Source organism: Cryobacterium cryoconiti, from assembly GCF_004403065.1.
Taxonomy (GTDB): domain Bacteria; phylum Actinomycetota; class Actinomycetes; order Actinomycetales; family Microbacteriaceae; genus Cryobacterium; species Cryobacterium cryoconiti.
The window spans coordinates 25,109-44,421 of sequence record NZ_SOHA01000022.1 but is presented as its reverse complement, the minus strand read 5'-3'; the positions used below and the strand labels follow the sequence as shown (position 1 = coordinate 44,421).

General features: G+C 67.3%; 19 protein-coding genes. 13 read left to right on the top strand and 6 right to left on the bottom strand.

Features of this window, described 5'->3' with window-relative positions; genetic code table 11:
* From E3T49_RS08360 to E3T49_RS08340, 5 genes are all read left to right on the top strand, one after another.
* On the top strand, positions 1–703 hold a 703-nt coding region (locus E3T49_RS08360), incomplete at its 5' end, for a dual specificity protein phosphatase family protein (protein ID WP_198414239.1).
* A gap of 148 nt (positions 704–851) precedes the next feature.
* Positions 852–1,814, top strand: a complete 963-nt coding sequence (locus E3T49_RS08355) for an ABC transporter ATP-binding protein (RefSeq protein ID WP_134424477.1) — start codon at positions 852–854, stop codon at positions 1,812–1,814.
* Complete coding sequence (locus tag E3T49_RS08350) at positions 1,811–2,662, top strand: ABC transporter permease subunit (protein ID WP_134424476.1); 852 nt, start codon at positions 1,811–1,813, stop codon at positions 2,660–2,662. Before E3T49_RS08355 ends, E3T49_RS08350 begins: the two co-directional genes overlap by 4 nt.
* Positions 2,663–2,716: 54 nt before the next feature.
* Complete coding sequence (gene nagA / locus E3T49_RS08345) at positions 2,717–3,871, top strand: N-acetylglucosamine-6-phosphate deacetylase (RefSeq protein ID WP_134424475.1); 1,155 nt, start codon at positions 2,717–2,719, stop codon at positions 3,869–3,871.
* 88 nt (positions 3,872–3,959) lie between these two features.
* Positions 3,960–4,436 (top strand): OsmC family protein, encoded by a 477-nt coding sequence (locus tag E3T49_RS08340; RefSeq protein ID WP_134424474.1) that lies wholly within the window; start codon positions 3,960–3,962, stop codon positions 4,434–4,436.
* Between the two features lie 124 nt (positions 4,437–4,560).
* On the opposite strand, the gene E3T49_RS08335 is transcribed toward E3T49_RS08340, so the two are convergent.
* The gene (locus E3T49_RS08335) at positions 4,561–5,190 is read right to left on the bottom strand and encodes a LysE/ArgO family amino acid transporter (RefSeq protein WP_134424473.1); all 630 of its coding nucleotides are present in this window, start codon (positions 5,188–5,190) and stop codon (positions 4,561–4,563) included.
* Between the two features lie 72 nt (positions 5,191–5,262).
* On the opposite strand from E3T49_RS08335, the gene E3T49_RS08330 reads away from it, so the two are divergent.
* Both E3T49_RS08330 and E3T49_RS08325 read left to right on the top strand, forming a co-directional pair.
* Positions 5,263–6,189: a LysR family transcriptional regulator ArgP gene (locus E3T49_RS08330; protein WP_134424472.1), complete on the top strand. Its 927-nt coding sequence runs from the start codon at positions 5,263–5,265 to the stop codon at positions 6,187–6,189.
* A 148-nt stretch (positions 6,190–6,337) separates the two neighbouring features.
* Entirely contained in the window at positions 6,338–7,621 is a 1,284-nt protein-coding gene (locus E3T49_RS08325) for an HNH endonuclease (RefSeq protein ID WP_166785502.1), read from the top strand.
* A 69-nt stretch (positions 7,622–7,690) separates the two neighbouring features.
* Here E3T49_RS08325 and E3T49_RS08320 read toward each other — a convergent pair whose 3' ends face one another.
* Both E3T49_RS08320 and E3T49_RS08315 read right to left on the bottom strand, forming a co-directional pair.
* Positions 7,691–7,945: a Txe/YoeB family addiction module toxin gene (locus E3T49_RS08320; RefSeq protein ID WP_134424470.1), complete on the bottom strand. Its 255-nt coding sequence runs from the start codon at positions 7,943–7,945 to the stop codon at positions 7,691–7,693.
* On the bottom strand, positions 7,942–8,187 hold the full coding sequence (locus E3T49_RS08315; RefSeq protein ID WP_134424469.1) for a type II toxin-antitoxin system Phd/YefM family antitoxin: 246 nt from the start codon (positions 8,185–8,187) through the stop codon (positions 7,942–7,944). Before E3T49_RS08315 ends, E3T49_RS08320 begins: the two co-directional genes overlap by 4 nt.
* Positions 8,188–8,440: 253 nt before the next feature.
* Here E3T49_RS08315 and E3T49_RS16550 point away from each other — a divergent pair, with 253 nt between their 5' ends.
* The 4 genes from E3T49_RS16550 to E3T49_RS08295 all read left to right on the top strand — a co-directional run bounded on the left by E3T49_RS16550 (position 8,441) and on the right by E3T49_RS08295 (position 13,431).
* Complete coding sequence (locus tag E3T49_RS16550) at positions 8,441–8,998, top strand: nuclear transport factor 2 family protein (RefSeq protein WP_241972713.1); 558 nt, start codon at positions 8,441–8,443, stop codon at positions 8,996–8,998.
* Positions 8,968–9,450: a TetR/AcrR family transcriptional regulator gene (locus E3T49_RS16390; RefSeq protein WP_241972714.1), complete on the top strand. Its 483-nt coding sequence runs from the start codon at positions 8,968–8,970 to the stop codon at positions 9,448–9,450. The genes E3T49_RS16550 and E3T49_RS16390 overlap by 31 nt, the downstream gene beginning before the upstream one ends.
* Positions 9,451–9,532: 82 nt before the next feature.
* Positions 9,533–11,767, top strand: coding sequence for an MMPL family transporter (locus E3T49_RS08300; RefSeq protein ID WP_166785501.1), 2,235 nt, complete (start codon positions 9,533–9,535; stop codon positions 11,765–11,767).
* Between the two features lie 95 nt (positions 11,768–11,862).
* Entirely contained in the window at positions 11,863–13,431 is a 1,569-nt protein-coding gene (locus tag E3T49_RS08295) for an FAD-binding oxidoreductase (RefSeq protein WP_198414237.1), read from the top strand.
* A 15-nt stretch (positions 13,432–13,446) separates the two neighbouring features.
* Here E3T49_RS08295 and E3T49_RS08290 read toward each other — a convergent pair whose 3' ends face one another.
* On the bottom strand, positions 13,447–14,235 hold the full coding sequence (locus tag E3T49_RS08290) for an N-formylglutamate amidohydrolase (protein ID WP_134424466.1): 789 nt from the start codon (positions 14,233–14,235) through the stop codon (positions 13,447–13,449).
* Positions 14,236–14,497: 262 nt separating this feature from the next.
* On the opposite strand from E3T49_RS08290, the gene E3T49_RS16385 reads away from it, so the two are divergent.
* Both E3T49_RS16385 and E3T49_RS08280 read left to right on the top strand, forming a co-directional pair.
* The gene (locus tag E3T49_RS16385) at positions 14,498–15,481 is read left to right on the top strand and encodes a 5' nucleotidase, NT5C type (RefSeq protein ID WP_198414236.1); all 984 of its coding nucleotides are present in this window, start codon (positions 14,498–14,500) and stop codon (positions 15,479–15,481) included.
* A gap of 147 nt (positions 15,482–15,628) precedes the next feature.
* Positions 15,629–16,426 carry a nuclease-related domain-containing protein gene (locus E3T49_RS08280; protein WP_166785500.1) on the top strand — a complete coding sequence of 266 codons (798 nt, stop codon included), beginning with the start codon at positions 15,629–15,631 and terminating at the stop codon, positions 16,424–16,426.
* Positions 16,427–16,483: 57 nt separating this feature from the next.
* Here E3T49_RS08280 and E3T49_RS08275 read toward each other — a convergent pair whose 3' ends face one another.
* Both E3T49_RS08275 and E3T49_RS08270 read right to left on the bottom strand, forming a co-directional pair.
* Positions 16,484–16,927, bottom strand: coding sequence for an NrtR DNA-binding winged helix domain-containing protein (locus E3T49_RS08275; protein ID WP_134424464.1), 444 nt, complete (start codon positions 16,925–16,927; stop codon positions 16,484–16,486).
* A gap of 11 nt (positions 16,928–16,938) precedes the next feature.
* Positions 16,939–18,681, bottom strand: coding sequence for a DUF262 domain-containing protein (locus E3T49_RS08270; RefSeq protein WP_134424463.1), 1,743 nt, complete (start codon positions 18,679–18,681; stop codon positions 16,939–16,941).
* Positions 18,682–19,313 lie beyond the last annotated feature (632 nt).

The following is a 19,313-nucleotide window of genomic DNA, read 5'->3' as shown; positions in this document are numbered from 1 at the left end:
CTGGCGCCGCATCGTGCACGGCTGGCCGGACGGCCTGCGCGCCGACGAGTTGGTGCGCCGCGGAGTGCTGGCCGCCCGCGCGGACGGCGGCCGGTCCCGTCGGGACCCGGCGCTGACCGAGCGCAGGGACCCGGCCACGCCTGATGCGCGCGAGCCTGGTGCCGTCGACCGCCGCGACCCGGCGGTGCTCGACCGTCGCTCCCGCAAGGACCGCGTCGCCACGACCTGGCCCACGGCCGACCACCTGGCCTATGCCACCTCGGGTGACCTGTCTGCCTTCGTGCGGCACCCGCACGACGACGGCGTCTGGCTCGGCGCGATCGGCATCCTGGGTGACCTGCCGGCCGAGATCGATGCCGTCGTGTCGCTGTGCCGGGTCGGTCGCACGCAGGTGCCCGGCCGCATCCGTGCCGAGAACAGGATCGCGGTCTGGCTGGTCGACGAACCTGCCCTGAAGGCCAACCCGAACCTCAGTTTCGTTCTCACCGACACCGTCGATGCCATCGCGACCCTGCGCGCCGAGGGTCGCACGGTGCTCGTGCATTGCGTGCAGGCGGTCAGCCGCACACCCGCGGTGGGTGCGCTCTACGCGGCCAGGCACCGGGGGATCCCGATCGGGCAGGCGCTGCGGGACGTGACGGATGTCCTGCCGCACGCCCACCCGAACGCCGCGTTCCTGCAGGCGCTCTGGGCCCAGGCGTAGGCAGGCAGACGCCCGGTCGGCTTGTGCGTTGTCTACTCTGATCAGCTAGTGTTCTGGGTTACGACTGAATGGGCCGGGGGGACCACTGTCGCGCGACACGATTGCCGGCGTGAGGCCTCCCACCCTCGATGTGGAATGAGGCAAAGATTTGATCCAGGCACAAGCTCTGTCCAAACGCTATGGCAGCAAGACGGCGGTCGATTCCATCGACTTCACCGTGCAACCCGGCAAGGTGACCGGTCTGCTCGGCCCGAACGGCGCGGGCAAATCCACGACGATGCGCATGGTGGTCGGGCTCGACCGACCCACCAGCGGATCCGTGATCGTGAACGGCAAGCCCTACCGCGAGCACAAGGCTCCCCTGCGGGAGGTGGGCGTATTGCTCGACGCGAAGGCCGTACACACCGGTCGCTCGGCTTATAACCACCTGCTCGCCCTCGCGGCGACGCACGGTATCCCGGCCGGCCGGGTGCGGGAGGTCATCGAACTCACCGGGCTCGAGTCCGTGGCGCGCAAGCGCGTCGGCGGTTTCTCGCTCGGCATGGGTCAGCGCCTCGGCATCGCCGCCGCGCTGCTCGGCGACCCGGCCACGCTGATCCTCGACGAGCCGATCAACGGCCTCGACCCCGAGGGTGTGCAGTGGGTGCGTCACCTGATGCGCCACCTCGCCGCCGAGGGACGCACGGTGCTGCTCTCCTCGCACCTGATGAGTGAGATGGCCCTCACCGCCGACCACCTGATCGTGCTCGGTCGCGGCAAGGTCATCGCGGACGCCCCGGTCGACGCCATCATCAACTCCGGCGGCCGCAGCACCACCCGGGTGCGCAGCCCGCGTGCCGCCGAGTTGGCCGCCCTGCTCGCGAACCCGGCCGTGATCATCACCGGTCTCGAGCCCGACGTGCTCGAGGTCGTCGGCCTCAGCCCCGCCGAGATCGGCGATGCGGCCGCCCGCTCGGGCATCGCCCTGCACGAACTCTCCGCTCTCCGCGGATCCCTTGAAGAGGCCTACATGGCCCTCACCCAGAACGAGGTGGAGTACCGCACCGGCGGATCGAACGATTTCGTCGCCGCCGACCTGGCCACCAGCGAGCCGCAGGAGGCAGCACGATGAGCACCAGCACCCTGAATTCCGTCACGGATGCCTCCGGCCGGCCCGGCGCATCCGTCACCACCCGCTCGGGACTGAGCTTCGTGGGCGTGCTGCGCTCCGAGTGGATCAAGCTGTGGAGCCTGCGCTCGACCGTGTGGTCGTTCGCGCTCGTGATCGTCGTCTCGGTGGGCATGGCCCTGCTGATCGCGCTGGCCAGCCGGCTGGACCAGTCCGGGGTGGCGATCCCGCCGGAAGCGCAGGTCGGGTACGTCGTGACCGCGTCGACGGTGGGCATCTTCTTCGCCCAGATGATCGTGGCCGTGCTCGGCGTCATGTCCGTCACGGGCGAGTACTCCACCGGCATGATCAAGTCCAGCCTGACCGCCGTGCCGAAGCGTCTGCCGATGCTCGCGGCCAAGGGCGTCGTGGTGTTCGTCGCGACCTATCTCGTGGGCCTCGGCAGCATCCTCGCCGCGTACCTGATGGCGTCGCTGGTGCTCGCGCAGAGCGACATCAGTGCCGGCCTCGCCGAGCCCGACATGCTGCGCGGCCTCTTCGCCGGGCCGCTGTTCCTCGCTCTGATCGCGGTCTTCGCGCTCGGCATGGGCACCGTCTTCCGCAGCACCGCCGGGGGGATCGCCACGGTTCTCGGCATCCTGCTGGTGCTCCCGATCGTGCTGGGCCTGATTCCGGCCGAGTGGGCGACCAGCGCCTCCCCGTACCTGATCGGCAATGCCGGTCCGGAGATCGTCGCCTCGTCGGGGTTCAGCGAGGTCAAGGAGGGCTGGCAGAACCTGCTCATCGTTCTCGGCTGGGTCGCGGTCAGCAGCGTGCTCGCCGCCCTGCTGCTGAAGCGGCGCGACGCGTAAGACACGTGCGGCGCGACGGATGCCCGGCTCCGGCCGTTCGCTAGAGTCGCCTTCATGACGCTGCCCGCACCCACCCCGGCCGACTCGCTCCTCGTCGCTGCCGAAACCGTGATCGCACCCGACGCGGTGCACACGCCGGGGTGGGTGGACATCCGTGCGGGGCTGATCGTGGCCTGCGGGGCGGGGGAGCCGCCCCGCAGGCCCGACCATGTCTTCGCGCAGAGCACCCTGGCGCCGGGGTACGTCGACATTCACACCCACGGCGGGGGTGGCCGCAGCTTCAACGACGCCGACACCGGTGCCGCCGTGGCGCGGATCACCGCGACCCACCTCGCCCACGGCACGACCACGATGATGGCCAGTCTCGTCACCGCTCCGCTCGACGAGTTCGAGCGCGCCGTGGCGGCCCTGGCCGGGCTGGTCGAAGAGGGGGTGCTGGCCGGAATCCACCTGGAGGGGCCGTGGCTGAGCCCAGTCCACCGGGGGGCCCACGACGAGAGCCTGTTGCGCGAGCCTGACGCCGAGACCGTCGATCGGCTGATGCGGGCCGGGCGGGGCTGTGTGCGCATGGTCACCATCGCGCCGGAGCTTCCGGGAGGGCTCGCGGCCGTGCGCCAGATCACGGGCTTCGGGGCCGTGGCCGCGATCGGGCACACTGACGCGAACTACGACATGACCCGGCAGGCCATCGCCGCCGGGGCCACAGCCGGCACGCACGTGTTCAACGCGATGCGGCAGATCCACCACCGCGAGCCCGGGCCGGCCCTCGCCCTGCTCGAAGACCCGACAGTCTTCGCCGAGCTCATCGCCGACGGTGTCCACCTGCACCCGGCCGTGGTGCGGTTCATTGTCGAGAGCCCGTCGCGGCCTGTCTTCGTGACGGATGCCATGGCCGCGGCCGGCGCGGTCGAGGGCGAGTACAAGCTCGGCGCCCTCGATGTGAACGTCGCCGACGGTGAGGCTCGCCTGGCCGACGGCACGATCGCCGGCAGCCTGCTCACCCTCGACGCGGCGGTGCGCTACGCCGTGCACACCGCCGGCGTACCGCTGCACGTGGCGGTGCGGGCGGCCACCCAGAACCCGGCCGACATGATCGGCCTCCCCGACCGCGGACGGCTCGCCGCCGGCCACCGCGCCGACCTGATCGTGCTCGACGCGAACCTGCACGTCACGGCAACGATGCAGGCCGGCGTGTGGTGCGCGGAATAGGTCATTTCTTCCGCTGCAGAGGCGTAGCCTGAAAGGGCGCTGGCGGTCTCGCTGAGGGCGGCAGGGCACTTCTCAGAGGAGAGAAAACATGTCTGTCAAGCCACTCAAGGTCACCGTCACCGGAACCTCGGAATCGCCGACCAAGCTCGCCGTTTCGGTGCGGGATTTCTCGTTCATCATCGACGAGCCCGCCATGTTCGGCGGTGAGGATGCCGGGCCCAATCCGGTCGAATACGCTCTGGCCTCGCTCGCCGGCTGCATGAACGTCGTCATCCAAATGGTCGCCACGGAGCAGGGCGTCGAGCTGCGGTCGCTGCGGCTCACGGTGAAGGGTGAGCTTGACCCGTCACGGCTGATGGGCCTGCCCACCGAGAACCGGGCTGGATTCGAGGGCATCGAGCTCATCGCCGAATTCGATTCGGACTCCAGCACGGCGCAGCTCGACGAGGTGCTCCGCCTGGCCGGCCTCCGCTGCCCGGTCTCGGACAACCTGGGCAACGCAACGCCCGTCACCGTGCGGCTCGCCGCCCCGGCCGAGCTGGAGGCAGCCCTCGTCGTCGGCTAGCAACGGATGCCGCGGGCTGGGCCGGTAAGCATCCGTCGCAGCCCGCGAGAGCGCACTATCTGCCCTCTCCCGCTGAGCATGGGGGCAGATTGTGCGCTCTCGCGGAGCTCCCCGCCGGGCGCTGCTACACCCCGAACGCCATCCCTGCACCGAGCGAGAGCATCACGACGGCGATGAAACCGTCGAGGATGCGCCACGAGCCTGGGCGGGAGAAGAACCGCCGCAGATGGCGGGCTCCGAAACCGAGGCTGAAGAACCACACGAAGCTGCCCGTGATCGCACCGGCGCCCCACCACCAGCGGGCGGCCTCGCCTTGCTGGTTGGCGACCGAGCCGAGGAAGATCAGGGTGTCGAGGTAGACGTGCGGGTTCAGCCAGGTCAGCGCGAGCATGGTCACCACGGCGACCCGGGTGCTGATCGGGATCGGTGAGGCATCCGCCACCAGGGCCCCCGGTTTGAACGCCCGAACGGCGGCGAACACCCCGTAGGCCAGCAGGAACGCGGCCCCGACGAAGCGGATCACGACCAGCGCCACCGGGATCTGCTCCACCACGAGGCCGATGCCGAGGATCCCCGCGAAGATGAGCGCGGCATCCGAAATGGCACAGATCAGCACCGCCGGCAGGATGGTGCGGGTGCGCCCCTCGATCCCGAGCCGCAGAACGTAGGCGTTCTGCGCGCCGATCGCCACGATCAGGGCAAGCCCGGTGCCGAACCCGAAGAGCGCGGGGAGGAGGGTGGTGGCGAAATCCATGCTGGCAAATCTAGGAGACGCGCCGCATGCAGTACAGCTAAACTTACGCAGCATACCTAAGCGAGGCTAATGATGGCATTCCAGTTGGACCACCTGCGCACCCTCGTGGCGCTCGTCGAGGAGGGAACGTTCGAGGCGGCGGCGCAGCGGCTGCGGGTGACGGCATCCGCTGTCTCGCAACGGGTCAAGGCCATGGAACAGGCGGCCGGTCAGGTGCTGATCCAGCGGGTGAACCCGGTCGTTCCCACCGCTGCCGGCGACATCGTGCTGCGGCATGCGCGCCAGGTGCAGCTGCTCGAGAGCGACGTGGCCACCGAGCTCGGCGCGGGTCTGCAGGCGGGCGGCCGCACCTCGCTGGCGTTGGCGGTCAACGCCGATTCCCTGGGCACCTGGTTCCTCGATGCGCTCGCTGCCGTGCCTGCCGATAGCGGCGCGGTCTTCGACATCTACCGCGAAGACCAGGAGCACACCACCTCGCTGCTGCGTTCGGGCGCCGTGATGGCGGCGGTCACCTCGACGGCGGAGGCGGTGCAGGGCTGCAGCTCGACGCGGCTGGGCTCGATGCGCTACCGGGCCGTGGCCAGCCCCCGGTTCGTCGATGCCTGGCTGGGCGGCGTCGCCGGCGGTAGTGCGGGGCCCGACCTTGCCGGGCTTGACCTCTCGGGGCTCGACACGGCCCCGATGGTGAATTTCGACCGTCGCGACGACCTGCAGCACCGGTTTCTGCGCGGCCTGGGAGGGCGGGCCACGGATGTGCCGCGTCACCACATCCCCACCTCGGCCGACTTCGCCCGCGCGGTGGTTCTCGGCCTGGGATGGGGGCTGCTGCCCGAGCAGCAATGCCTCACCGAACTCGGCGACGGCCGGCTCGTGGAACTGGCGCCGGGGCATCCGATCGACGTGGTGCTCTACTGGCAGCGCTGGAATATCGCCTCCCGGCTGCTGGACCAGGTGACGGAGGCCGTGGGCCGAGTCGCCGCGGCCAGCCTGCACCCGTAGGGGCTCGCCCGGTGGCCCGGCAGCCTGGCGGCCCGGCGAGGCGCCGGTGTGGCCTCAGCTATTCCTCCACAAAAATACTTTGACCAGCTTATTCACACCCCCGAGAAAACCTCGTGGAATGTCAGTGGTACCCCGTAACGTGATTGTCATGACCCCCTCAGTCAGCACCGCGCAGGCCCAGCTCGGCTCGCGATTCGACGCGATCTCCGCGCTCGACCGCAGCCTGGCGCGGGGCTTCGCGCAGCGGGCCGAGATGATCGACGAGGCCCGCCGGTTCAGCGAAGCCACGGCCGCGAACGCTCCCCGCAACACGAGTGCCCGGTGGGACCCGGCCGAGATCGCCCGGCGTGAGTTCTCGAGCGAGCTGGCCTGCACCCTGCACATTCCCGAACCCACCGCCGTGAGCCTGATCGCCGAGTCCCAGGCTCTGGCCGACGACCTGCCTGCCACCCGGGCGGCACTCGAGGCCGGCGAGATCAGCTACCGGCACGCCCAGGTGCTGATCGGCCAGGCTTGGTCGGTGCCCACCGAGGCCCTGGCCGCCTTCGAAGAGGCGCTGCTGCCGGCCGCGCGCACCCTCACCGCGGCCAAGCTCAAGCACAAGGCTCGCGTGCTGCGCGAGCGCCTGCATCCCGAGTCGATCACCGCCCGGCGGGAGAAGTCCTTCCGCGACCGCACCTCCTGGGTGCAGGCGGAACCCGACGGAATGGCGACCCTGAGCGTCACCACGAGCGCCGACATCGTGCATTCCATCTTCAGTCGTGCAAACGACTTCGCCCGGGGTCTCCAGGGGCCGGGGGAGACGCGCACGCTCACCCAGGTGCGCACCGACGTGATCAGCGACCTGCTGGTCGACGGTGTGACCCCGTCGGGAGTCGGCAAGGGCGTGCGGGCCACGGTTCAGATCACGGTCCCGGTGATGACCCTCCTCGGCCACAGCGAAGAACCCGGCTACCTCGAGGGCTATGGGCCGATCGACCCCGACACGGCCCGCGACCTGGCCTCCCGGGCGTCGAGCTTCACGCGCATCCTGGTTCATCCCGAGACCGGCGTCGTGCTCTCGGTCGGCCGCACCCGTTACAAGGTGACGAAAGAGATGCGGCGGTTCCTCCGTTTGCGCGACGAAACCTGCCGCTTCGCCGGGTGCAACCAGCCCGCGCGCACCGCGGACCTCGATCATACCCATGAGTGGCAAGACGGCGGCCGCACAGCCCACGACAACCTGGCCCACCTCTGTCCGGGGTGCCATGCTCTGAAGTCCGAGACCGGGTGGACGGTGAAGCAGGAGCCGGGCGGCATCCTCACCTGGCACTCACCGACCGGCCGCGAGTTCGTGACGGAGCCGTCCACCCCGATCGCCCCACCGGGATCGGCTGCTCCCCGAACGTCGAGACCCGACCGGCCGCCGCTGCCCGACGACGCACCGTTCTGACCAGCCCCGTTCTGACGACGCGCCGTTCTGACCAGCCCCGTTCTGACCGAAACGGATGCCCGACCGCCCCTAGTAGTGGTACCTCGCCGCGATCACGACGATCTGGTTCTCCTCCACGGCATAGACCAGGCGGTGCTCCTCCGTGATTCGGCGGGACCAATAGCCCGAAAGCTGGTGCTTCAGCGTTTCGGGTTTGCCGATGCCGGTGAATGGCGTTCGTTGCACGTCGGCGGTGAGCTTGTTGATGCGCTTGACCATCGCCCTGTCTGTGGCGACCCAGTGCTGGTAGTCGTCCCAGCCCACGTCGGTGAAGACGATGTTCACTCGCCCAGCGGGCGCTCGGTCGCCGTGCCGGCACGATGCTGCGCAATGCTCTCGAGCAGCCGCGTCGCGTTGGCGGGGGAGCGGAGCAGATAGGCGGTTTCTTCGAGTGCCTGATAGTCGGCGAGCGACATCAGAACCGCGCTGCCCTTCTTCGAGACGATCTCGATCGGCATGTGGTCCTCGTTGACCTTTTCGATCAGCGGGAACAGTTGTGCCCGCGCCTGGGAAGCCGTGATTGCCATGTCGTCAGCCCTTCGCTCGCATTTCGGTACTGGATATCGTACCACTCACCTGCCGGGTGATCCTGGGGGCTCCGTCCTCTGTGAGGGGTCGCAAAGCGACCTTCCAGAGGGTGCTGAAGGTCGATTTGCGACCCCTCAGCCCCGGAACCTCAAGCCGGCTGCCTTCAGCACCGGGCCAATCGTGGGCAGGCGCTGTGGGAACGCTCCTTGAAGCGGGGACCGCCGCTGGTTACTGTCACAGCAGGTTGGCCTGGTGAACGCAACCGGCCGCGACGACGAGACGCCCGGTGGAATCGCCGGGCAGGTTCACATGGGCGAGACAGTGACACGCGAAGCTCTGAAAGGCTTCCTGGATGCCTTCAATCGCCATGACCTGGACGCCATCATGAGCTACTTCGCCGACGACTGCGTCGTCTACATGCCGAGGGGTGCCAAGCCGCGCGGCGACCGGTTCGAGAGCAAGGAGGCGGTCAGGGCGGGACTCGCCAGGCGCTTCGAGGGCATCCCCGACGTGCGCTACGGCGACGACCGGCACTGGGTGTGCTTTGACAGTGTCTGCGACGGCATCGTCGTCGGCGTCTCCGAGTGGACTCTGACCGGCACCTCGACCGCGGGAGCACGGATGCCCCGGTCGCGTATTCTCGACATCGACGCACTCCTCGGAAAGGCACCATGCCCAGCCCTAAACAGCCAGCAGTCCCGCGCATCGATGTGGAACGCCACCAGCGGGCTCTGCTTGCGGCGGCGGCCGATGTGCTCGCCCGTGACCCCGACTCCTCGATGGCGGATGTGGCGCAGGCGGCGAACCTGACCCGCGCCACCCTCTACCGCCATTTCAGCAACCGGCAGACGCTGCTCAAGGCGATCCAGGCGGAGGCGCTCACGCGCGCGGCGGAGACCCTCCATGCGTGTCGCCTCGACGACGGGAGCGCCCTGGAGGTGCTCCGGCGCGTCATCGGAGAGCTGGGCAAGCACGGGATGCGCTTCCGCATCATTCTGATGAAGGCATCGGACTCCAGTCCGCGATTCCTCACCCAGCGCGACCAGGTTCTCGCCCCCGTGGTGGAGGTCGTCAAGCGGGGCCAGCGTGAGGGGGACATCCGTTCGGACCTGTCACCGGACTGGATCGTCACAGCCATGGCTTCCCTGCTCATTGCTGCCGTGCGAGCCGCGCCCACCACGAAGCACTCCGACGTCGACGTGGCCGAGCTCATCTTCCAAACCCTGGTCGGCGGCATCGCGACAGAGAAGCCTAAAAACTAGACAACGCTGTCTCATTTCGTCTAGTCTCAGGTCAACAGCCCGAATGGTGCTGCCGACCCGATGAACCGTGATGGGACTCTCCGTGCTCTCTGCACTCGCTCGCATATCAACCCGCCACCGCTGGATCGTGGTCGCGATGTGGCTGGTGCTGCTTCTCGGTGCCCTGTTCGGCAGCCGGTATATCGGCGGCACCTTCAGCAACGACCTGACCCTCGCCGGCACCGACTCGCAGGCCGCGTACGACACCCTCCGCGAGCAGTTCCCGGAACTGTCCGGTGACGGCATGCAGGCCATCGTGCACAGCACGGATGCCGCGGAGCCCGTCACGTCCCCGGCCACGCGCACCGCGGTGGAGGAGGCCGTCGCCGAGCTGGCCGCCCTCGACGGTGTCGCCGCCGCACGGTCGCCCTACGGCCCGCCGCAGCCGATGGTCTCCGAAGACGGAATGACCGCGATGGTGACCATCCAGTTCACCGAGCGGGCCAAGGACATCCCCGTCGAAACGCTGGCCGAGGCCCAGGCCGCCTTCGACGGCGTGGAAGATGCCGGGGTCCAGGTCGAATTCGGCGGCCCCGCTGCCCAGGCCGAGTCCGGCCCGTCGGGAAGCGAGGTCTATGGGCTGCTCGCCGCCGCCCTGGTGCTGCTCCTCGTGTTCGGCTCCGTGTTCGCGATGCTGGTCACCCTGGTCAGCGCGCTCATGGCCCTCGGCGTCGGGCTCGCTTCGATCTCCATGATCGCCGGGGCGGTCACCATCGGCACGTCCGGTCCGATCGTGGCCGCCATGATCGGCCTCGGTGTGGGCATTGACTACGCCCTGCTGATCGTCACCCGGCACCGCGAGGGCCTGGACCAGGGCCTGGCCCCGAACGCATCCATCGAAGCGGCCATGACCACCGCGGGCCGTTCCGTTCTGGTGGCCGGCGCCACGGTGATCATCGCCATCCTCAGCCTCTATGCCATCGGCATCCCGTTCGTCTCCTCACTCGGGCTCGCCAGCGCCCTCGTGGTCAGCGCCACGATGCTCGCCGCCGTCACCCTGCTGCCGGCGCTGCTGGCCATCTTCGGTACCAACCTGGACCGCCTGCGGGTGCGCAAGCTCGGCAAGAAGACGGTCGTGACGACGGATGCCGCGAGCACCTCCCAGATGCAGCCCGCCTCCGGCTGGCGCGGTTGGGTCGGCGGCATCCAGCGTCGTCGCTGGGTCTCGGCGCTCGCCGCCGTGCTCGTGCTGGCAATTCTGGCCCTGCCTCTCCTGTCTCTGCGCCTCGGCACCGCCGACGGCGGATCCCAGGCCGCCGACACCACCCAGCGCAAGGCCTACGACCTCATCGTCGACGGCTTCGGTGCCGGGTGGGCCGGCCCGCTCCTGGTCACGGTCGACTTCGGCGCCGACTCCACGCCGCCCGAGAACCAGGCCGCGAGCATGGCAGTGCACGCCGAGCTGGCGGCAACGGATGGCGTCAGCGCGGTCACACCCCCGCGGCTGGCCGAGAACGGAACGACCGCGTTGTTCACGGTGATCCCCACCAGCTCACCGGACGACGCCGCCACGGAAACCCTTGTGCACGACCTGCGCGGCACCGTGCTGCCGGCCGCGGCACCGGATGCGGCCGCGCACGTCGGCGGGGCAACGGCGACCAGCATCGACCTCGCCGACACGCTCCTGGCCCAGATCGGCTGGTTCATCCTGATCGTCGTCGTGCTGGCCTTCATCGTTCTGCTGATCGAGTTCCGGGCGCCGTTCATCGCGGCGATGGCCGTCATCATGAACCTGTTCGCGGTCGGAGCTGCCTACGGACCGGTCGTCGCCGTGTTCCAGTGGGGCTGGTGGCCCGCCGACCTGCTCGGGGTGTCCTCCGGCCCGGTGGAATCGTTCGTTCCGGTGATGCTCTTCGCGGTGCTGTTCGGACTGTCCACCGACTACACCGTGTTCCTGCTCAGCCGCGTCAAGGAGGAGCTCGCCCGCACGGGAGACGCGAACCGGGCGGTGCGCGACGGCCTGGCCGCGACGGCCCGGGTGATCCTGGCCGCGGCATCCGTCATGGTCGTCGTCTTCGGAAGCTTCATTCTCAACGACCAGCGCACCGTGACGATGTTCGGATTCGGCCTGGCGATGGCCGTCGCCGTGTACGCCCTCGTCGTGATGCTGGTGCTCGTGCCCGCGCTGCTCGCAATCGCGGGTCGCGGTGCCTGGGGGCGCACGAAGCGTCGGCCGTCGGCGGATGCGGAGGCGGAGGCGCCGGCGACGACGGACGTCGGGCCGGAGTCAGGGCCCGCGCCCGAGCCCGAACCGCTCGTTGCGACGGGCCGAGGCTGAGGTCACCTGACGGATGTCGCGGCGCACCCTGTGGAAGCGGGCGCACGTTCTATCGTGCGCCGGCTTCCATACCGTGCGCCACGACAGCGCTGCCCGTGCCCGGCATCCGCCGTCTTTCGCCACCGCCCCTGTTGCAGCGCCCGGGTCGGTTTTACCATGTTCAGGTGCACGCGAATGGGCACGCGAAGGGGGACAGAAGCCAGGAGGACACCATGACCACATTGGCGACGATCGGCAGCGGCAGCGACCGCAGCACCAACAGCGGCCGCGTCGAGTTGGATGATCGCGAGGTCGCCGACCTTGCGGCGCACCTGCAGGGCGAGCTGGTGAGACCCGGTGACCCTGCCTACGAACAGGCGCGACGGGTGTGGAACGGTTCGATCAACCGCTTGCCCGGCCTGATCGCGCGCTGCGCCTCCCGGGACGACGTGATCGCCGCGGTTCGGTTCGCCCGGCGCAACAATGTGCTGGTGGCGGTCCGCGGCGGCGGGCACAGTTTTCCCGGGCACTCGGTCTGCGACGACGGACTGGTCATCGACCTGTCGTTGATGAATGGCATCCGGGTCGACCCCGAAGCGCGTACGGCGCGAGTGCAGGCCGGCGCACTGTTGGGCGACCTGGACCGCGCCACGCAGGAGCACGGGCTCGCGGTGCCGTCGGGGATTGTGACCCATACCGGCGTGGCCGGGCTGACCCTGGGCGGCGGACTGGGCTGGCTGATGCGCAAGTTCGGGCTGGCCATCGACCAACTGTTGGCGGTGGATCTGGTCACAGCCGATGGCGGGCTGGTGCGGGCGAGTGACACCGAGAACCCGGAGCTGTTCTGGGGGGTGCGCGGGGGCGGCGGCAACTTCGGGATCGTCACCGAGTTTGAGTTCCGGCTGAACCCGGTCGGCCCGATCGTTATGGCCGGGCCGGTCTTCTGGTCCGGGGCCGATTCGGCGAAGGTGCTGCGCTTCTACCGCGAGTGGATCGCCGAGGCGCCGGACGAGCTGATGACCATGGTCGTGCACCGGCGCGCCGCCGATGTCCCCTATATCCCGGCCGAACTCCGCGGCAAGCCCGTGGTTGCCGTGGTCAGCTGTTACGCGGGGGCAGTGGATGATGGCGAGAGAGTGCTCCGGCCGCTGAAGGAGTTCGGTTCCCCGGTGCTGGACCTGTGCCGACCGAAGCCATTCCTGGAGCACCAGTCCATGTTCGACGCCAGCTATCCGTCGGGCTGGTGGTACTACATGAAGGCCTGCGATGTCGCGAAACTCACCGACGAGGTCATCGACATCACCGTAGAGAACGCGACCGCAATCACGTCTCCGCTGACCGCATTCCCGATCTGGCAGGGCGGGGGCGCGATGGCGCGGGTGGCCGAAGACGACACCGCCTTCCACGGGCGCGCGGCCGGCCACACGTTCAACATCAACGCCGCCACCGAGAACGCCGACGGCTTCGAGCGGGAACGCGACTGGGTGCGCAGTTTCTGGTCAGACCTCGCGCCGTTCCACACCAGCGTCTACGTGAACTTCCTGATGGACGAGGGCGAAGAGCGCGTGCGACAGGCCTACGGTGAGGCGAAATACGCCCGCCTCCGCGCCCTGAAGCGTGCCTGGGATCCGGACAATTTCTTCCGCTTGAACCAGAACGTGGCGCCTTCGCCGGTTGCGGGGTGAGCCCCTCAATCAGCCTCAGCCCTGACTGACCTGGTCAACCAGCCGCTGCAGCGAGTCCTGCAGTGACTGGAACCCCTCCGGTTTGACCGTCACCGTGGCCTCATCCATGTACACGTCCCGGCGAATCTCGAGCATCACCGAACTCACGCGCGCATCGCTCTGGTAGTGCTTGAGCGGCACGTACGACCCCGCGAACGGCGCATTGGCGTGCGTGTCGAGGTGAGCGAAGCATCCGTCGACCATGGCCAAGAGGTCGACGGATGCGTGGAACGGCTCCGACCCCACGCAGAGTGGTGCCCGGTAGCCGCCGCCGTGCAGCTCATACGCCAGCTCGGCCTGCGGGTAGGAATGCACGTCGAAGATCACGGCTCGCCCGTGCCCGGCCAGGGTCGCGTCGACGAGTTCGGTGAACCGGGCGGAGTAGTCGGCGAAGTAGTCCATCAGTGGCCCCTTCTCGGAAGCAGACACGCGCCGGATCTCCTGGCGCCGGGACCCGTGGGTATAGAGCACGCCCATGCCCACCGCGTTCATCTCCTCGGTGTCATCGGGGAACCGCTCCACGTCGACCGCGAACCGGGACAACCCGTTGATGACCGCGCTCGCGCCCGTGATCGCCCCGACGAGCTCGTCGGTGAAGTGGTCGGTCATGGCGTCTTTCTCCGCCTCCAGCTCGGCCGGGGAGATGACGTAGGAGTGCAGGTACTCCGCCGGAATGAAGCGTCCGCCGTGCGGGGCGTGCAGGATCACGGGTGACGTCGCCGAGTTGTCGATCAGGCGGAACAGCGCTGTTTCGAGGTTGGTCATCGTGTGCCTCCAGGCCGCGGCGCTCCCGGTCGGAAGCAGTTTTGAGGGTCTCAGAGGCCACCGACATTCCTGACCCAGGGCGATCGCAGGCACCGCCGCTACACCCCCACGCCCGTGGGTGGTCGCGCCGACGCCGTAGAGAAGTGGGAAACTGGTCTGTGTGGCATCCACTTGTTTCAGCCGTTCTGGGCGCTATTGCGCAACCTTGAGCCGATCGCTAACTTCAATGCGACCGGTGTGATGTGAATCAAGGAGCACTGCGATGACGCACCACGACGCTCCGGCGCCCCGGAAGATCCTCTACATCGACCTCGACAGCACGCTCATCGACTTTCCGAGCGGCATTCGGCAGCTGACGCACGAGGCGCGGGAAGAGTACGAGGGTCACTACGACGATGCCCCCGGAATCTTCGCACTGATGCACCCGGTGCCGGATGCCCTGGCGGCCTATCGCGAGCTGGCCCAGCACTTCGACACCTACATTGTGTCCACGGCACCGTGGCACAACGTTTCCGCCTGCCACGACAAGGTGCTCTGGGTTCAGAAGCACCTCGGCATCGACAGCGAGACCGCCGCGCACAAGCGGCTGATCCTCTCGCATCACAAGAACCTCAACCGCGGCGACTACTTGATCGACGCGCGCTCCGCCAACGGCGCCGGCTGCTTCAAAGGGGAGTGGCTGCAGTTCGGGCCGGATGCCGCGTTCCCGAGTTGGACATCCGTCACCGACTACCTCATCACGGGCGCCCAGCCCTCACCGCTTCACGACGCCATCACCCTGGCGCGCACGGCGCATACCGGGCAGGTCGACAGGGTCGGCGTCGCGTACATCTACCACCCGCTGGCCGTGATGCAGCGCGTGAGCGGCACCGAGGCGAAGATCGTGGGGGTGCTGCACGACGTGGTGGAACACACCGACACGACCCTCGCCGACCTGCGCAGCCGGGGCTTCGCCGAGCACATTGTGGAGGCAGTGGATGCTGTCACCAAGGTGAAGGGGGAGTCGATTGAGGAGTACCTGGCGCGTGTCAAGGCCAACCCGCTCGCGCTGATCGTGAAGAAGGCCGACCTCTCGCATAACGCCGACCCGGCGCGGCAGACGGGCCTGTCGGCTGCGTCGCGGGGGCGGCTGATGCAGAAGTATGAGAGGTCGGCGCTGCTGTTGGGCACGACGCTGGAGACGATCCTGGAGCAGTTCGGGGCGCCGCGTGCCCCTGAGCCCGTGGCTGAGATTCAGAGCGCGTGATGCAGGCGGTTCCGTCACGCCGCTGATCAGCGACTGCCGGGCCCTGACGGCGTTGCGAGCCCTTTCTGGGGCTGCTGCCCGCACCGCCGCACCCGCTAGATTCGATCGGGGGAAAACGGGGGATCCATGACAATTCAGGCACCATCAATGCGGCAGCAGTTCGCGGCCCAGGCGGTCATCGAGGAGCTGCTGCGGCAGCACGCCGATACGCCACAGCGCACGACCTTCGCACGATTCTGCGGCACCTCTCCGCTGCGCGCCGACAGCGTCAGCTGGTACCTGGGGGCCAAAGGCGAGATCGTGGTCGGCCAGATCCTCGCGACTCTGCCTCCGGAGTGGACGTCCTTCCACGCCCTGCCGATCGGCAAGAAGGGCTCGGACATCGACCACATCGTCGTCGGCCCGGGCGGCATCTTCACGATCAACACGAAGCACCACGCGGGCAAGACCGTATGGGTGGCCGGGCGGGGCCTGATGGTGTCCGGCCAGAAGCAGCCCTACATCCGCAACGCCGAATACGAAGCCGGGCGGGTCACGAAACTGCTGCGAGAACGGATGCCGCTGCTCCCGGCCGCGCACCCCGTGCTCGCGCTGGTCAACCCCAAGTCGCTGACCGTCAAGGTGTCGCCGGAACAGGTGAAAGTCACAACCGACGCTGCCCTGCGGCGCTGGCTCGTGAAGCGTCCCGTGGTACTGAACGCCGGTGATCTGGCGGAGCTCGCTGCGGTCATCGACGATCCGGCGACGTGGCCGGCCCCGCTGTTCCCGGCGACCGAGAACGTGCTGGCCCGCTTCAACGCGCTGGATGCCGAGGTTCTCGCTGCGCGAACGCGGCGCAGAGTGTGGAGCTTCAGCGGCACACTCGCACTGTGCGCAGCGGCCTTCGGCGCGTGGCTGCTGCTGCCGGCCGTGCTCGGCACCGTCCTGACGGGCGCGCCGCAATGATCAGGCAGCCAATGCAACCGGTGCGCCCTTCGACCACTGCGGCCCACTCACGTTGGCTCACCCCGCTGCGTGCCGATACACCTTCGCCGGCTTGCCGACCACACCCGGCTGGTAGGCATCCGTCTCCACCAGCTGCCCCAGCATGTGCCGGCGGAACGTGTCCTTGCCGAGCGGCTCGCCCGCGATCGCCGAGTGCAGCCGCAGCAGCTCGAGCAGCGTGAACTCCGGCCCGAGCAGCCGCTCCGGGTCGGCGAACGCGCGATACGAGGCGCGCAGGGTGTCCACCGCCATCTCGATGATCTTTGAATGGTCGTAGACCGTGCCGTGTACCTCGGCCACGGGAGTCAGGTCGACCCGGGCGACGGATGCCTCCTGCACCACCACGAGGTGCGCCACCGACATCACCCAGCCCCGGTCATCTCGGTCGGGGTCGTCGAAGACGTGCAACTGGCGCGGGCGCAGTTCCTCGATGTGGGCCTTGTCGCGCAGGGACCGGAGCACGGCCTCCTGGGCTAGGACTGGAGCTGATGCACCAGCTTCTCGCGCATGCGCGCGCTTCTCGACGTGTAGAACTCGACGAAATCTTCGAATTCAAGGGAGAGGCCTTCGAAGTCATTTTCCCTCTCGTAAGTGGCGCGCAACTCACCGCTAGGGAAGGCGTTGCCCGCCCAAACCTGGGGAAGGGAATCGCGCTTCTCAATGTTTGCTACGCCGCCGAGAAGCTGAAGATTTGGGAGGAGGTCGAAGCGGCTTTTGTACTCTTCGATTTGGTCTAGAGAAAGCCCGAGTGCGCGCAGACGCTTATCGGTGAACCGCGACTTCGGGTAAATGTGATCCTGATGAAATTCTTTCGAGAAATCCAGTCCCGGGTACATCAGAGAGAGGACTCCAAACGCGCGCGGTGAGCCGTACTTGGTCGAGAGGAGATCGTCAATATCCGTGTCTTCGAAGGTGAGGCTCTTGCCCATGGCGGCCATTTCCCGCTCGATGCCGTCCGCGGGGAAGCCGGCGGTTTGAGAAGAGTCGATGGCTTGCCGAATCCGCATAAGGAGCGTGTCGAGTCCGGAACCCCAAATGCCCTGCTTCAGCATGGATCGTGCAAGCCAACGGCGAACGATGAGGCGATCAGGCGCAGAAGCGGCTGATTCGAGGTAGGACTTCCCGAGTGAATTGTGGGCGAGATAGTAGGCAACGGCAATGATCACGCTGTCGGCGGAGATCGTGCGCCCGGTGTATCCGAACTGCCGGAGGAGGGAAGCCGCGTTGACAAGCGCCTGCTCGGTTTTATCCCATCCGTCCTCGACAACTGCCATGTTCTTCTGGGTGAAATTCGACACACGAAACTGCACATTCAGCCCGGCCACCATCAGTGCTGTTTTCAGAACCGCATCTTTTGAGAATGCGAAGTCTCGGGTTCCGCCCTGGTTGATTTCTTGAACGAGATCACGCACTTCTTCCCTGGCATCTCGTGTTCGCCACTGGTTCGTCGCCATGGACAGCAGCAGATCAGAATAAGACAATGTCGTGCCGCCACTGTTGACGCGCACGAAGATGTCCAGAACCTTGTCCGCGCTCTGGCTCGACTCCAGGTACCAATTGATTGGCTTGATGATTCGGAGGCTGTCGTAAAGGCGGTACAGACGGTTGAAAGGGCCGGAGCCACTGAGCGATCGACGTTCGAGCTCCTCCATGATCGCCGGGCCGCTGTCGGCGAGTGTCAGCACGTCGTGTACCAAATACCATTTGGCCACGCCGTTCGAGTCTGCCTTGGCCTCCTCGTCCGTGAGAAAACGGAGATCAAACTCGAATCCAAGCTCCTCATGGTCTGGGCTGTCTGCCAGGTTCAGATACACGCGCTTCTTGGGGAATGAATCTGGGTTTGTCCACCAGGCACCCTTACGTTTCTCGGAGTGTGACCCATACATGGCGATATTGAGCGCCGTTAATCGCTGCTGTCCGTCAAGCACTGCGATGATCCCATTTGAAGTCGGCACGGCCGCCTTGGTCGCAAACGGGGCCTTCTGCTCATGGAAGTTCGTGATGAAATCGTAGAAGACGTAGTCGTTCGCTGACTCTTGCTTGACTTCCCAGAGAAGGAACGAGCCAATCGGATAACCCCGCATCAGGCTGTCCATGAGTGCCAGTACTTGGTGCTGCTTCCACACGAACTCTCGCTGGATGGCGGGCAAAAGGTACTGTTTCTGGTGGATTCGCCGCAGAACGTCTTCGACAGTTACCGGGGTTTGAAACGACACTGTCAATCTCCTTCTTTGGTGATGCCGGGCAGGGTTTCATGAATCGAACACCGCATCGCGTGTCTTGAACACGCATGACGCGACCGGCACACATCCTGAATCATCCCCTTCCTGCAATCGTACGAGAGTGACGCCTGTTCTCTTTCCCGGATGGATCCGTGACTTGGTTTGTCCCGAGAGAGGCTGCGGGGATCCTCGAGATGAACCTGAATTGAGGGCGACGACTAGGAGAGCCCTTACGAGCAGGTCTTGGTCAAAGAGTTCGAGGATGCCAGCCACACGCGGGCCCGGGTCGCCCGCGCACTCGTGGCCACGCCCGGGCGACAGCTGTTGCCGTCGGTAAGGACTGGTAGAGCATCAACCGGTTCGTCGGCGCGAAACTCCCGTTGAGCAACTATTTCGAGCACCGTTTCGGGCTGAACGAGGTGCCCCGTTGGCGAGGACGACTGCGTGGGCCTATCTTGCAGCCGCGCACAGCTTCGCCGGTTACCCGATCACGCGCTTCAGGTGTGGCCAGCCGCCACGACGAGCTTGCCGAGCAGGTTTAGACAGGAAGTGTCTTGCCGAGCGGCTCGCCCGCGCCGTGGGCTCGTCGTCGCCTCAGTCGACCCGGCAAGATCTTGATGCTGGTC

Excerpts from the sequence above, each read along its gene's own strand:
- E3T49_RS08350 (WP_134424476.1), top strand. The coding sequence starts at position 1,811 with ATGAGCACCAGCACCCTGAATTCCGTCACGGATGCCTCCGGCCGGCCC.
- nagA (WP_134424475.1), top strand. The coding sequence starts at position 2,717 with ATGACGCTGCCCGCACCCACCCCGGCCGACTCGCTCCTCGTCGCTGCC.
- E3T49_RS08340 (WP_134424474.1), top strand. The coding sequence starts at position 3,960 with ATGTCTGTCAAGCCACTCAAGGTCACCGTCACCGGAACCTCGGAATCG.
- E3T49_RS08335 (WP_134424473.1), bottom strand. The coding sequence starts at position 5,190 with ATGGATTTCGCCACCACCCTCCTCCCCGCGCTCTTCGGGTTCGGCACC.
- E3T49_RS08330 (WP_134424472.1), top strand. The coding sequence starts at position 5,263 with ATGGCATTCCAGTTGGACCACCTGCGCACCCTCGTGGCGCTCGTCGAG.
- E3T49_RS08325 (WP_166785502.1), top strand. The coding sequence starts at position 6,338 with ATGACCCCCTCAGTCAGCACCGCGCAGGCCCAGCTCGGCTCGCGATTC.
- E3T49_RS08315 (WP_134424469.1), bottom strand. The coding sequence starts at position 8,187 with ATGGCAATCACGGCTTCCCAGGCGCGGGCACAACTGTTCCCGCTGATC.
- E3T49_RS16390 (WP_241972714.1), top strand. The coding sequence starts at position 8,968 with ATGGCGGATGTGGCGCAGGCGGCGAACCTGACCCGCGCCACCCTCTAC.
- E3T49_RS08290 (WP_134424466.1), bottom strand. The coding sequence starts at position 14,235 with ATGACCAACCTCGAAACAGCGCTGTTCCGCCTGATCGACAACTCGGCG.
- E3T49_RS16385 (WP_198414236.1), top strand. The coding sequence starts at position 14,498 with ATGACGCACCACGACGCTCCGGCGCCCCGGAAGATCCTCTACATCGAC.
- E3T49_RS08280 (WP_166785500.1), top strand. The coding sequence starts at position 15,629 with ATGCGGCAGCAGTTCGCGGCCCAGGCGGTCATCGAGGAGCTGCTGCGG.